We start from the raw sequence: 11,530 nt of genomic DNA on the forward strand, positions 1-11,530 counted from the left end.
TCCTACGGCTCCCCAGCCGGTGGAACCACCGCTCCCTCCCCGTCATTGCGAGCGCAGCGAAGCAATCCAGAGTGTCTCCGCGGATGCATTTTCCGGATTGCTTCGCTGCGCTCGCAATGACGAGCGGAGGCATTTTGCCCATTCGCTGCCATGCTTATATCGGCTTGAGCCGAATGTCATGCTAACCTCGTGACCATGATGAAGATCGACAAAGCTCCCGTGCCCCTGATCGTCCCCAATCCAGACGATCCTCGCCTGACCCAGAGCGTGACCGGGACCGACCAGACCGGCGCCAGGGTCGAGATCAAGGTGCCGATGGAGCGGCCGCTGACGCTCTACCTGAATGCCCAGGAGATCGTCACCATGATGACGATCGGCGACTATCCGGAATATCTGGCGCTCGGCTATTTGCTGAACCAGAACATGCTGAAATATAATGACGCGGTCACCGAGGTCGAATACGACGACGACCTCCAGGTGGTCGTGGTGCGCACCACACACCACACCAATTTCGAAGCCAAGCTGAAGAAGCGCACGCAGACCTCGGGCTGCGCGCAGGGCACCGCCTTCGGCGACCTGCTGGAGGCGGTCGAGAGCGTCGCACTGCCGAAGGCGGAGCTGCGCACCTCCTGGCTCTACCAGATGACGCAGACCATCAACACCATGCCCTCGCTCTATCTCGAGGCCGGCGCGATCCACGGCTGCGTGCTGTGCAAGGAGGGCACTCCGCTCTGCTACACCGAGGATGTCGGCCGGCACAACGCGGTCGACAAGATCGCGGGCTGGATGTACCGCCACGGCGTCGATGCCTCCGACAAGATCCTCTACACCACGGGGCGTCTCACCTCGGAGATGGTGATCAAGACCGTCCGCATGGGGATCCCGATCCTGGTGTCGCGCTCCGGCTTCACCGCCTGGGGTGTCGATCTCGCCCGCCAGGTCGGACTGACGCTGGTCGGACGCACCCGCGGCAAGCGCTTCATCGTCCTCGCGGGCGAGGAGCGCATCGTCTACGACCAGAACCTCGCCTACGTCGAGGACGAATCGGCCAAGCACAAGCGCAAAGGTGAAGGTGGTGACGACTAGTTTTCCGGCCACGCAAGGCGTGCTGCTCGCGGGCGGCCTCGCGCGGCGCATGGGCGGCGGCGACAAGCCGATGCGCACCATCGGCGGCCGCACCATTCTGGAGCGCGTGATCGCGCGCCTTTCGCCTCAGTGCAGCGGGCTGATTCTCAATGCGAACGGCGATCCCGCACGTTTCGCCGCCTTCGGCCTGCAGGTCGTCGCCGACGACGTGCCCGGCTTTCCCGGCCCGCTCGCCGGCATCCTAGCGGCGCTGGACTGGACCGCGGCCAACCGGCCGGAGATCGAATGGGTGCTCAGCGCCGCCGGCGATTGCCCGTTCCTGCCGCGCGATCTGGTGGCCCGCCTGCATGACGCACGCGAGCACGAGAGCGCGCAGCTCGCGGTCGCCGCATCAGGCGACCAGTCACATCCGGTGATCGGTCTGTGGCGCGTCGCCCTGCGCGACGAGCTGCGTCACGCGCTGGTCGTCGAAGATCTCCGCAAGATCGACCGCTGGACCGCGCGCTATCCGCTCGCGACGGTGACGTGGCCAGCCGAGCCGCTCGATCCGTTCTTCAATGCCAATACGGTCGAGGACATCGCCGAAGCCGAGCGGCTGGCGGCGCTGGACGACGCATCCTGAGCCGTTGCCCGGAGCTCTTGACCGTAAGCGACCGGCCGTGAACCGGACCTGGGAAGCGAACGACCAATGATTGGGACGTTGCCCCGGATGAGCCATGGCAGACTCGCTCTTGGAAGTCATTTTCGATGTTGTCGATCTCGCGTTCGATGTTTCGGACGTAATCGATCGCACGAAGCAGCTGAGCAAGCCTGACACCGTCGAGGTCCCGCCGGACCCGAAGCCTCTGCCGCCTGCGGCGCAGCGTGCGTTGGCCGAAGCCGAGGAGCGGGAGCGCGCCATTCAGGCCGCCAGCGGCGCTGACCAGGCATCGCATCGATAACCCGGCTGGTATCTACGCGGGCCGAAATCCAGCCCGCTCCAGCGCGGCGCGTGCATCGTCCGAGCCGAGTGCATCAAGGAACGCCCGCACCGCCGGCCGGTCCTTGCGCGCGGTCACCAGCGCGAAGTCATAATGCTCTTCCGCGAGCGGAATGAAGCCGAGGCCGACCGCATGGGCGACCGGCGCAATGGTCATGCCCCAGTCGGCGCGGTGCTGCACGACGGCGGCGGCAACCGCGTTATGCGAGCGCGGCTGATTCCAATAGCCTTCCGGGCGCGCGCCGCCGAGCAGCCGATCGATCAAGATGCGCGTGCCGGCGCCCTGGTTGCGGTTGACCATGATGCAGGCGGGGTCAACGAGCGCCGCGGCAACGGCGTCCTTCGCACCAAAACCTTCGAAACGCCGGTCGCCCTTGCGGTAGACAATGCCCTGCATTCGGCGCCAACCCGGAACGAGTTCGAGCCCCTCGACAAGATAGGGCGCGTTGTAGGTCTCGCTTTGATCGTCGAACAGATGGATCGGCGCGAGGTCGCATTCGCCACGTTTTGCGGCCGCGAGTCCGCCGAGGCTGCCGACCGCGATCGAGCGCACGGTCAGGCCGGCATGCGCGAGTTTTGCAGTGACGAGATCGAGGCCGGTGCAATGGCTGCCGACGATGACGAGATCGGGCACGCGCACATGCGGCGTGAACAGCGTCACCTCGGCTTCAGTCCCGGCCGGCATCTGGTCGGCGAGCGCGTCGATGCGCAGAAAGCCGTCGGCCTGCGCGAAGGACGTGATTGCGCCGGAGCCCTTGCCGGAGGGATAGGCGATCAGGCGATCCTTGCCCTCGACCAGCGAGACCATGACGAATTCGGTGCGGCCGAGCTCGGAAGCGATGCGGACTGGAACGGTTGCGCTGACCTTGGCATCGGAGCGCGGCGGCAGTCCGGCCATCTTGCGCAGCATCGGCACGATCATGTCGTGGAAGGTGAACATCGCCGAGGTCGGAAATCCCGGCAGGATCACCACCGGCTTGCCGCCGCACACCGCAAGGCACAGTGGCTTGCCGGGCTTGAGCGCAACGCCATGCGCGATGATGCCGGGCTGGCCGAGCCGGCCGATGATGCGGTGAGACAAATCGCCCGCGCCCTTCGACGTACCGCCAGACAGCACCAGCATGTCGGCGTTCGCCAGCGCGCGGCGCATGGCGGCTTCAAGCTTGGCTTCATCGTCGGGAACGGCGCCGTGGAAAACCGCCTCACCGCCATTCTCGTCGATCGCAGCCGTGACGATCGCACCATTGGTGTCGTAGATGCCGGCAGGCGCGAGCGGCTGGCCCGGCTGCACCAATTCGTCGCCGGTGGAGATGACGGCCACACGCGGCTTGCGCGCCACAGTCACCTCGGCGATGCCGCAAGCGGCCAGCATGCCGATCTCGCGCGAGCCGATGAGCGTGCCGGCGCGCAGCAGCGCTTCGCCTCGCGCGATGTCGGACCCGGCGTAGGAGACGAACTGCCCCGGAGACGTGGCGCGACGAATCTCGATCGCATCAGATCCTGCCGGTTGGGTGTGCTCGACCATGACGACGGCATCGGCGCCGCGCGGCAGCGGACCGCCGGTGGCGATCGCCGTTGCGGTTCCAGCCGCCACTTGCAGTGCCGGCGCGGTGCCGCAGTGGATGGTTTCGCCGTTCAGCCCGAGGCGAACAGGCTTGCCTTCGCCCGCCGCGACGACATCCGCCGAACGCACGGCAAAGCCGTCGACATTGGAGCGGTCAAACGGGGGAACATCGATCGGCGCCGTGACGTCTTCGGCGAGTGCCGCACCGAGTGCATCGGCGAGCTTGCGCACCTCGCTCGGAATCGGGCGCGGGAACAGTGCCGCCTCGAAGCGTGCCAGCGCTTCCTCCCGCGACAGGATCTTGAGGAACTGCTCCTGTTCGAGCGCGCTGCGCTCTTGCGATCGCGGAATCATCGTCATGCCGGAACCCATATCATGCCCGCATCAGATAGGCATCGACCGACGTGCCCGCCGCGAATCCCTCGTGGCTGGCGGGGATGAGCAGCCATGCATCGGCACGGGCAATCGCGTGGAGCGGCCATTCGCCCACGGCAAGCGGCATCCACGCGTGATGTTCCAGAGACAGCAGAGCCATTTCAGCGATGCCGACACTGGATGCGATTTTGCGCGCAAGCGGCAGGATCATCTGTCGGCGGGGCCGGCGCGCGGACAAATGGTCGACGAGCGGCAGCACGAGCGCGAGCCAGACCGCAAGCGCAGGATCGGGCGAGCCGGGCAAGGCAACCACGGGAATCCGCCCGAGCCGACCGACCGCGGCGGTGCGTCCGGGCTGAAGCGCAAGGCCATGGGCGAGCACCTCGCCACGCTGGGCCAGCGCCATGACAGAGGCATCCCCGTGGCCAACGCCGCTGCCGCCCACGGTCAGCAGGAGATCACAAGAGGACGCATCGAGCACCTCGGCAATTGACGCCTGATCGCGTGCACCGCTTTGGCGCGTTTCGACACCCAGCCCCGCTGCATGCGCGATCCCGGCGATCATGTGCATCGTTGCCGTTGCGCCCGGCACATTGACGATGCGCAGCCGGGGCCGGCGCACGGCGAGTTTCTCCAGACCCGCAACGCGCGCCAGCAGCAGATCAGCCGCACCGACCGGACAACCCTCGGCGCCGGCAGGCGTGCGTTCCGCCATGTCGCTCCCGGCGCGCCTGACGTCCTGCCCCGGCACGCCTTCCGCCAGCACCTGCGCGAGCGGCCCCGCCACCTCCACCGCGTCGGCATCGAGCACACAGTCGCATCCCGCCGGCATCGCTTCGCCGGCTTCGACCCATTGCGGCACCTTCGTCAAAGGCAGCGGCGAATAGGAGGACGCGCCGACGAGATCATTGGCGCAGAGCGCAAAACCGTCCGCGGCGGCAATGTCGTGCGGCGGATGGGCCGCAAGCAGCGGAGTGCCCACAGCAATGCAACCGGCCGCGTCGGTCAGTGGCAACTCCACCGGTGCAACCGGCTCGAGCCCGTTCAGCAACGCGGCGAGCGCGATCTCGAGCGGGGTGAGCGAGGACGGCAGGCGCTGGGTCATGCGCCATGGTGGACCATGCATCGCCCGCTTTGGCAACCGCCGGCGATGCGGGTCTCAACCGCCCGACCGGTCCGAATTCGGGAAGAACAGCTGCTGTCCGTCGACCTTGTAGCCGGCGATCGCCGTCTGCCCCTCCGGCGAGGTCAGCCAGTCGATGAAGGTCTGCGCGAGATCCTTCTTCACGTTCGGAAACTTCTCGGGGTTCACCAGCATCACGCCGTACTGATTGAGCAGCCGCCGGTCGCCTTCGACCACAATGTCGAGATCTCCGCGATCCCTGAACGAGATCCAGCTGCCGCGCTCCGACAGCACATAGGCATTCGCGGCGCGCGCGGCGTCGAGGGCCGAGGTCATGCCCTGCCCGACCTCGCGATACCAGGCGCCCTTCGCAGCGCCGATGTCGATGCCGGCGACGATCCAGAGCGCGAGCTCCGCGGCGTGGGTGCCCGACCGATCGCCGCGCGTCACGAACGGCGCGCCTTTGGCTTCGATCGCCTTCAGCGCCGTCACGATGTCCTTGCCCTTCACGGCTGCCGGATCGCTCTTCGGCCCGATCAGCACATAGTCGTTGTACATCACGTTGAAGCGCTTTACGCCAAACCCGTCGGCGACGAATTTCTCCTCCTGCGGCCGCGCGTGCATCAGCACGACGTCGGCTTCGCCCCGTCGCGGCCCGTTGAGCACCTCATCGGCACGCCGCGCGATCACGGTCACCTCGATGCCGGTCTTGTCCTGGAAGATCGGCAGCAGATAGTCGAGCAGGCCGGAATCCTGCGTCGATGTGGTCGAGCTCAGCACGATCGCGCGGTCCTCCGCGGATGACGCCGCAACGCCCGCGGCGAGGCCGCAGAAGAGCGCGAATGCAACGGACAGGCGGCGGACGGCCATGATCGGGTTCCCATTGAACAAGACGTAGCCATGATGATGGCGAGCGATTGCGCCGCACTCGTGACGCATCTGCTGCCTTGTGCTCCGCAGTCGGGAAATTTCGGCAAGGCGCGCACGCTTGAGATCGTTCACCAAAGCAGAAATCGCGCGCGCGGATGTGTTGCAAAGCAGCGAGATCATCAGGCATGGTTCCCGCGGACACAAATTGAAATGCAGAATTCCACCTGCGTTAGACGTCAAAAAGAAGCAAGAATTTGCATAGGAATGCAGGATGGAATTCCTGACGACCAGCGAAGCCGCCGATTACCTTCGGCTCGGCGAACGCAAGCTTTACGAACTCGTCACCACCGGCGCGATCCCCTGCACCAAGGTGACCGGGAAGTGGCTCTTCCCACGGCACGAGCTCGATCTCTGGGTGCTGTCGGGCCTCGCGCGTCCGGCCGGCATGCTGATCGCGGAGCCGCCGCCGGTCGTGGGCGGCAGCCAGGACGAACTGCTGGATTGGAGCCTGCGCGAGTCCGGGTCCGGGCTGGGATCGATGAGCGAGGGCAGCATGCGCGGGCTCGAGCGCCTGCAGCGCAACGAGGTGATGGCGGCGGCGGTGCACTTCCACGGCCTGGATGCTTCCGACGATCTCGCCGGCGATGCCAGTGTCGAAGTGCTGCGCGCCGCTCCCGACCTGCATGATGCGGTGCTGGTGGCGTTCGTACGCCGCGAGCAGGGTCTCGTGCTGCCGCAAGGCAATCCCAAGCACCTGCACGGCCTGACCGACGTGCTCGCGCGCGGCGCCAAAATGGCGATGCGGCAGCAGGGCACGGGCGCGCAGATGCTGCTCGACGTGCTGCTGAAGCGCGCGGGCGCTTCGACACGGGATTTGCGCCGGGCCGAGGCGCCGTGCCTGACCGGTCCGGACCTTGCCGAACTGGTCCGCGCCGGCCAGGCCGATTGCGGCATTGCGACCCGCGCCACCGCGCGCTCGGCTGGTCTGGATTTCGTGCCGCTGGTCTGGGAGAACTTTGACCTCGCGATGCGGCAGCGCAGCTATTTCCGCCCCGCTATGCAGGCCCTGCTCCGCTTCCTGGGCGAACGGCGGCTGCGGCAGCGCGCCGAGGAGCTGACCGGCTATGATCCCTCATCCGCAGGCCAGATCCGCTTCGCAGCCTGACATTGACGCCCGCCCCAAAATAGTTGCAAAAGAAACCAATTCAGCCGGGCCGTACCCGGCAAAAAGCAACACCGGTCAACGCGCCGGACCAGGGAGGACAGCGTGAATCCAACCAGATTTGGACTACCGGTCGCGGCCGCCTTGACGGCGGCGCTGATGTCGGGTGCCGCAATGGCGCAGGTGTCCGACGACGTCGTCAAGATCGGCGTGCTCACCGACATGAACGGCCCGGCCTCCGCGCCGACCGGCCAGGGCTCGGTGACGGCGGCGCAGATGGCGATCGACGATTTCGGCGGCACCGTGCTCGGCAAGCCGATCAGCATCGTGATCGGCGACCATCAGCTCAAGGCCGACATCGGCGGCACCATCGCGCGGCGCTGGTACGACGTCGACCAGGTCGATCTGATCGTCGACGTGCCGGTCTCGGCGGTCGGGCTCGCGGTGCAGAACGTCGCCAACGAGAAGAAGCGGCTGTTCATCACCCACTCGACCGGCACCGCCGATTTCCACGGCAAGTTCTGCTCGCCTTATGCGATCCAGTGGGTGTTCGACACCCGCGCGCTCGCGGTCGGCACCGCGGATGCGGTGGTCAAGCGCGGCGGCGACAGCTGGTTCTTCATCACCGACGACTATGCCTTCGGCCATTCGCTGGAGCGCGACGCCTCCGCGGTCGTCACGGCCAATGGCGGCAAGGTGCTGGGCTCGGTGCGGCCGCCGCTGGCAACGCCGGACCTCTCCTCCTTCGTGCTGCAGGCGCAGGCGTCCAAGGCCAAGATCATCGGCATCGCTGCCGGTCCACCCAACAACATGAACGAGATCAAGACGGGCTCGGAGTTCGGCGTGTTCAAGGGCGGCCAGCAGATGGCGGCGTTGCTGGCGCTGATCACCGACATCCACGGCCTCGGCCTGCAGGCCGCGCAGGGCCTGCTCCTGACGACCTCGTTCTATTGGGACATGGATGACAAGACCCGCGAATGGTCGAAGCGCTATTTCGCCAAGATGAACAAGATGCCGTCGATGTGGCAGGCCGGCGTCTATTCCAGCGTGATGCACTATCTCAACGCCATCAAGGAAAGCGGCACCGACGATCCGCTCAAGGTCGCCGCAAAAATGCGCGAGAAGCCGATCGAGGATTTCTTCGCCCGCAACGGCAAATTGCGCGAAGACAATCTGATGGTGCACGATCTCTGGCTGGTGCAGGTGAAGACGCCGGAGGAGAGCAAATATCCGTGGGACTATTACAAGATCCTCACGACGATCTCCGGCGACAAGGCGTTCGGTCCGCCGGACCAGGCGTGTCCGCTGGTGAAGAAGTGACGATCGCTTAAGGCGATCGTCATTCCGGGATGGTCCGAAGGACCAGACCCGGAATCTCGAGATTCCGGGTTCGGTGCTACGCACCGCCCCGGAATGACGGTCGCCTCAGGCGACCGTCACCTCACCACGCCGATTTCGCGAAAGTACTTCATCACGCCGGGATGGATCAGCTCCGGCCTCGGCGCGGCCGCGACCGTGTTCGCGGCCGTGGTCTCGCAGGCCTGGGCGAGCTTCTTGCAGAAATTTGCTTCAACGCCGTGCAGCGTCTTCGCCAGGCGATAGGCGACATCATCCGGCAAATCCTCGCGCGTCAGCACGAAGCTCCAGGAGCCGAGCGAGGCGATCGGCGCGGTCTGCGTCGGATAGCTGCCCGCCGGCACCAGCAGCGGCTTCAGGAATGCATGCTTGGCGCGGATGCGCGCGATCTCCTCCGCGCTCGGTGCGATGAAGCGCGCGCCTGACGTGCTCGATGCGACCGCGGCGAAGCCGGGCCAGCCGATGCCGGCGCCCCAGAGTGCGGCGACGCGGCCGTCTTCGACCATCGCGGGGCCGTCGCCGGCACGGTCGAGATAGACGGCCTTGAAATCCTCGTCCTGCTTCAACCCGAGTCCATCCAGCACGTAGCGCGCCAGGATCGGAAGGCCCGAGCCTTTGGCGCCGAATGCCACGCGCTGTCCGACGAGATCCTGGATCGTCTTGTAGGGACTGTCCGCCCGCACCACGAACATGCCGGGGTTGGAATAGATCGCCGTGAGGATCTTCAGCCGCACAGGTGCGCGGCCGATGCCGGCAAAGGCTTCATAAGCCGGCTCGCCCGCGACCAGCGCGAGGTCGAGCTCGCCCTTCTCCAGCAGCGGGATGTTCTCGTTGCTGCCCTTGGTGTTGCGGGGTGCGATGGAGATTTGCGGATCGGCCGCGTTCATCACGTCCGCAAAAGCGTTGCCATAGAGCGGAAAGCCGCCGCCGGGTGTCGCGGTGCCCAGACTGATCGTGATGGTCGAAATGGCCGTGCCTCCGGTTTGCGCAGCCGCGGGGCCTAGGAGCAGCGCCGCGCCGATGAGGATGGATGCGAATCTCATGGTCGTCCCTGACGGACCTGCGTCAACACCGACTTGAGTGACGATGTAGGCAGCGGCCCGATTTTGTGAAAGCATGCCCTTAAACGACAATAGAACAATGGAGGCGTCATGTTGCGAATTTTGCGTAAGGGTATTTTTGGGCTCGCAATCCTCACAGGTCTTTTCAGCGCAACGCCTCCCGCCTCCGCCGCCTATCCCGACCGCCCCGTGCACTGGCTGATCGGCTTTTCCGCCGGCGGCCCGGTCGACATCGTGGCGCGGATCATGGCGCAGTGGCTGTCGGATCGTCTCGGCCAGCAATTCATCGTCGAGAACCGCACCGGCTCCGGCGGCAACATCGCCGCTGCGGCCGCGATCAACTCGCCGCCGGATGGCTACACGCTGCTGTTCGTCGCGCCCAACAACGCGATCTCGACCTCGCTCTACAAGAAGCTGCCGTTCGACTTTTTGCGCGACACCACCCCCGTGGCCAGCATCATGCAGCTCACCAACATGCTGGTCGTCTCCAATGCGTTTCCGGCCAAGACGGTCCAGGAGTTCGTCGACTACTGCAAGGCCAATCCCGGAAAGATCTCCTTTGCTTCGTCCGGCAACGGCACCTCGGTGCACATGTCGGCGGAGCTGTTCAAGGTGATGACGAAGTGCGACATGGTTCACGTGCCCTATCGCGGATCTGCCATCGCATTCCCCGACATCATCTCCAACAAGGTGCAGCTGATCTTCGACAATCTGCCCTCCGCGCTGGAGCAGGCCAAAGGCGGCAATGTCCGCGCGCTGGGCGTGACCTCGCCGCAGCGCTGGCCGAGCGTGCCCGATGTGCCCGCAATCGCCGAGACCGTGCCGGGCTTCGAATCGATCGGCTTCTACGGCATCTCCGCGCCGAAGGGCACGCCACCCGAGGTGATCGAGATCCTCAACAAGGCCGTCGGCGAAGCGCTGAAGGACCCGAAGCTGGTCGCCCGCCTCACCGAAGTCGGCGGCCTCCCCAAGCCGATGACACCCGCCGAATTCGGCAAGCTGGTCTCCGACGAGACCGAGAAGTGGAAGAAGGTCGTGGAGTTCGCCGGGGTCTCGGTGGACTAGCGCGTCGCTGTGCAACGAGCTTGCGATTCGTCGGCAACGCATCGGACGGGGTCCGGGAGGGCTCCCTTTCATCAAAAGTCGCAAACAACCCCATGCACAGTAGACGAGGCCAGTTATTTCAATGGGTTACCGGAGCCGAAAAACAGGATCTCGGTAAGGCCGTTTGCTTCGTCAGGCAAAACAGGAGTATACAGTCATTATCGCCAATTTCGGGTATTCGCAAATCATAAACAATACTCCGCCGGCGTTCCCCTCCGCCAGAGCCGGCATTGCACCCCCGCCTCCGTCCCTGTAAACGAACCGCGCACCGTTGCCGGCCGCGCCAAGCGGCCGCCTCGCGGCGGGGCCTGTAGCTCAATGGTTAGAGCCGGCCGCTCATAACGGTCTGGTTGCAGGTTCGAGTCCTGCCGGGCCCACCAAAAAAAACGATGCCTTAATTGGTGTCGCTTCGTTGCACCGCTGAGTCACCGCACCAGAAACGCCTAGCTTCGTGGCTCGCAACCATGCTTCAGCAAACTGTAAACTACTGCTTCACATTCGATCCGGCCAATTTGGCTTGATCGCAAGAAAAGGTCATCCCGCGCGGTGCGCGGCCAGGCGAGCTGCCGGTGAAGGGTTTGTCTCCGCGAAGACTGTCCCTTCCTCCGGTTCGTATCTGTCAATCTCAAGCCGTCGAGGCTTTCTTCACCGCGGAATCTTCCACGATCCGTTGATGATCGAGGGGTTCTTCTCGCTCGGCCAGTACAGCCGCATCATCAGGACGAAATCGCCCGATGGCGCCGGAAGCCATCCGGATTCGATTTCTCAACGTGCTGCGAAGATCTCGGCAATCGGCGATGTCCTGGTGTGGTGCGGATGAGCCTGCGGATATCCTTCAATATCCGCAGAC

At 65.2% G+C, this 11,530-nt stretch carries 11 protein-coding genes and 1 tRNA gene; 8 read left to right on the forward strand and 4 right to left on the reverse strand.

The annotated features are described in order from the left end of the window. Nucleotides 1–195 precede the first annotated feature (195 nt). From fdhD to IVB26_RS31615, 3 genes are all read left to right on the forward strand, one after another. Nucleotides 196–1,086: a formate dehydrogenase accessory sulfurtransferase FdhD gene (fdhD, locus tag IVB26_RS31605; RefSeq protein WP_247973321.1), complete on the forward strand. Its 891-nt coding sequence runs from the start codon at nucleotides 196–198 to the stop codon at nucleotides 1,084–1,086. Then, nucleotides 1,067–1,708, forward strand: coding sequence for a molybdenum cofactor guanylyltransferase MobA (gene mobA / locus IVB26_RS31610; protein ID WP_247968934.1), 642 nt, complete (start codon nucleotides 1,067–1,069; stop codon nucleotides 1,706–1,708). Before fdhD ends, mobA begins: the two co-directional genes overlap by 20 nt. A gap of 94 nt (nucleotides 1,709–1,802) precedes the next feature. Then, nucleotides 1,803–2,027 carry a hypothetical protein gene (locus tag IVB26_RS31615; protein ID WP_247968935.1) on the forward strand — a complete coding sequence of 75 codons (225 nt, stop codon included), beginning with the start codon at nucleotides 1,803–1,805 and terminating at the stop codon, nucleotides 2,025–2,027. Between the two features lie 12 nt (nucleotides 2,028–2,039). On the opposite strand, the gene IVB26_RS31620 is transcribed toward IVB26_RS31615, so the two are convergent. From IVB26_RS31620 to IVB26_RS31630, 3 genes are read right to left on the reverse strand one after another with little or no spacing between them, the layout of a single operon-like run. Continuing rightward, entirely contained in the window at nucleotides 2,040–3,989 is a 1,950-nt protein-coding gene (locus tag IVB26_RS31620; protein ID WP_247968936.1) for a molybdopterin biosynthesis protein, read from the reverse strand. Nucleotides 3,990–4,002: 13 nt separating this feature from the next. Next, the gene (locus IVB26_RS31625; protein WP_247968937.1) at nucleotides 4,003–5,109 is read right to left on the reverse strand and encodes a molybdopterin-binding protein; all 1,107 of its coding nucleotides are present in this window, start codon (nucleotides 5,107–5,109) and stop codon (nucleotides 4,003–4,005) included. A 54-nt stretch (nucleotides 5,110–5,163) separates the two neighbouring features. After that, nucleotides 5,164–5,997, reverse strand: a complete 834-nt coding sequence (locus tag IVB26_RS31630) for an ABC transporter substrate-binding protein (RefSeq protein WP_247968938.1) — start codon at nucleotides 5,995–5,997, stop codon at nucleotides 5,164–5,166. A gap of 271 nt (nucleotides 5,998–6,268) precedes the next feature. Here IVB26_RS31630 and IVB26_RS31635 point away from each other — a divergent pair, with 271 nt between their 5' ends. Both IVB26_RS31635 and IVB26_RS31640 read left to right on the forward strand, forming a co-directional pair. Then, entirely contained in the window at nucleotides 6,269–7,162 is an 894-nt protein-coding gene (locus tag IVB26_RS31635) for a helix-turn-helix transcriptional regulator (RefSeq protein ID WP_247968939.1), read from the forward strand. Nucleotides 7,163–7,264: 102 nt separating this feature from the next. Continuing rightward, nucleotides 7,265–8,479 carry an ABC transporter substrate-binding protein gene (locus IVB26_RS31640; RefSeq protein ID WP_247968940.1) on the forward strand — a complete coding sequence of 405 codons (1,215 nt, stop codon included), beginning with the start codon at nucleotides 7,265–7,267 and terminating at the stop codon, nucleotides 8,477–8,479. Nucleotides 8,480–8,595: 116 nt separating this feature from the next. On the opposite strand, the gene IVB26_RS31645 is transcribed toward IVB26_RS31640, so the two are convergent. Continuing rightward, complete coding sequence (locus IVB26_RS31645) at nucleotides 8,596–9,558, reverse strand: TAXI family TRAP transporter solute-binding subunit (RefSeq protein WP_247968941.1); 963 nt, start codon at nucleotides 9,556–9,558, stop codon at nucleotides 8,596–8,598. Nucleotides 9,559–9,666: 108 nt separating this feature from the next. On the opposite strand from IVB26_RS31645, the gene IVB26_RS31650 reads away from it, so the two are divergent. The 3 genes from IVB26_RS31650 (at nucleotide 9,667) to IVB26_RS31660 (ending at nucleotide 11,500) form a co-directional block, all read left to right on the forward strand. Continuing rightward, entirely contained in the window at nucleotides 9,667–10,641 is a 975-nt protein-coding gene (locus IVB26_RS31650) for a Bug family tripartite tricarboxylate transporter substrate binding protein (protein WP_247968942.1), read from the forward strand. Between the two features lie 343 nt (nucleotides 10,642–10,984). Next, nucleotides 10,985–11,060: transfer RNA gene (locus IVB26_RS31655), tRNA-Ile, on the forward strand. Nucleotides 11,061–11,353: 293 nt separating this feature from the next. Then, nucleotides 11,354–11,500, forward strand: a complete 147-nt coding sequence (locus tag IVB26_RS31660) for a hypothetical protein (RefSeq protein WP_247968943.1) — start codon at nucleotides 11,354–11,356, stop codon at nucleotides 11,498–11,500. The last annotated feature ends 30 nt before the right edge of the window (nucleotides 11,501–11,530 follow it).

Source organism: Bradyrhizobium sp. 195, from assembly GCF_023101665.1.
Classification (GTDB): Bacteria; Pseudomonadota; Alphaproteobacteria; order Rhizobiales; family Xanthobacteraceae; genus Bradyrhizobium.

Coding starts and splice junctions, on each gene's coding strand:
- IVB26_RS31645 (WP_247968941.1), bottom strand. CDS start 9,558: ATGAGATTCGCATCCATCCTCATCGGCGCGGCGCTGCTCCTAGGCCCC.
- IVB26_RS31660 (WP_247968943.1), top strand. CDS start 11,354: ATGATCGAGGGGTTCTTCTCGCTCGGCCAGTACAGCCGCATCATCAGG.
- IVB26_RS31620 (WP_247968936.1), bottom strand. CDS start 3,989: ATGACGATGATTCCGCGATCGCAAGAGCGCAGCGCGCTCGAACAGGAG.
- IVB26_RS31625 (WP_247968937.1), bottom strand. CDS start 5,109: ATGACCCAGCGCCTGCCGTCCTCGCTCACCCCGCTCGAGATCGCGCTC.
- IVB26_RS31615 (WP_247968935.1), top strand. CDS start 1,803: ATGGCAGACTCGCTCTTGGAAGTCATTTTCGATGTTGTCGATCTCGCG.
- IVB26_RS31630 (WP_247968938.1), bottom strand. CDS start 5,997: ATGGCCGTCCGCCGCCTGTCCGTTGCATTCGCGCTCTTCTGCGGCCTC.
- fdhD (WP_247973321.1), top strand. CDS start 196: ATGATGAAGATCGACAAAGCTCCCGTGCCCCTGATCGTCCCCAATCCA.
- IVB26_RS31650 (WP_247968942.1), top strand. CDS start 9,667: ATGTTGCGAATTTTGCGTAAGGGTATTTTTGGGCTCGCAATCCTCACA.
- IVB26_RS31635 (WP_247968939.1), top strand. CDS start 6,269: ATGGAATTCCTGACGACCAGCGAAGCCGCCGATTACCTTCGGCTCGGC.